Raw genomic sequence first — 532 nt, 5'->3', positions numbered from 1 at the left:
CCCGGGCGCCAACGCCCGGGCGAAGTGCCCGTCGTGGGTCACCGCGATCACGGCGGTGCCTGCTCGATCACCTCGATGAGCAATTCGGCCACTTCCCGCCAGGTGTTCGCGTCCTGCCCGAAGGTCGGCTCATCCAGGATCAGCACGTCCGGGCTGGCGGCCAACACCGTGGCCACCGAGAGCCGGCGCTTCTCCCCGCCGGAAAGCGTGTACGGGTTCGCCTCGGCCAGGTGGTCCAACCGCAGCCGGGTCAGCAGCGCGGCGGTGCGTTCGGCGATCTGCTGTTCATCAAGCCCGGTGCCGTCCTGCCCATCCCGTTCCCCCTTCGCCCGGCGCGGCCCGTAGGCCAGCTCGTCGGCAACGCTCTGGGTGACAAACTGGTGTTCGGTTCCTGGAAGACCGTGCCGATGCGGGCCACCAGCTGCCCGGCCCGCCAGAGGAACGGCTTGTCCCCCGCCTCACCGGCCAACAGTTCAGTTGCGTGCAGCCGGCCGCTGGCCGGCTCCAGAAGCCCGCCCAGGGTCAGCGCAGG

The 532-nt window shown here is 70.7% G+C and carries 1 pseudogene; it reads right to left on the bottom strand.

The features are described 5' to 3' along the window. A pseudogene (locus JCM19049_RS21750) lies at positions 1 to 532 on the bottom strand (ABC transporter ATP-binding protein); the annotation flags it as partial.

It is taken from the genome of Arthrobacter sp. JCM 19049 (assembly GCF_001310435.1).
Note: the sequence above shows the minus strand (reverse complement) of the source record. Positions and strands in the feature narration are given on the sequence as shown.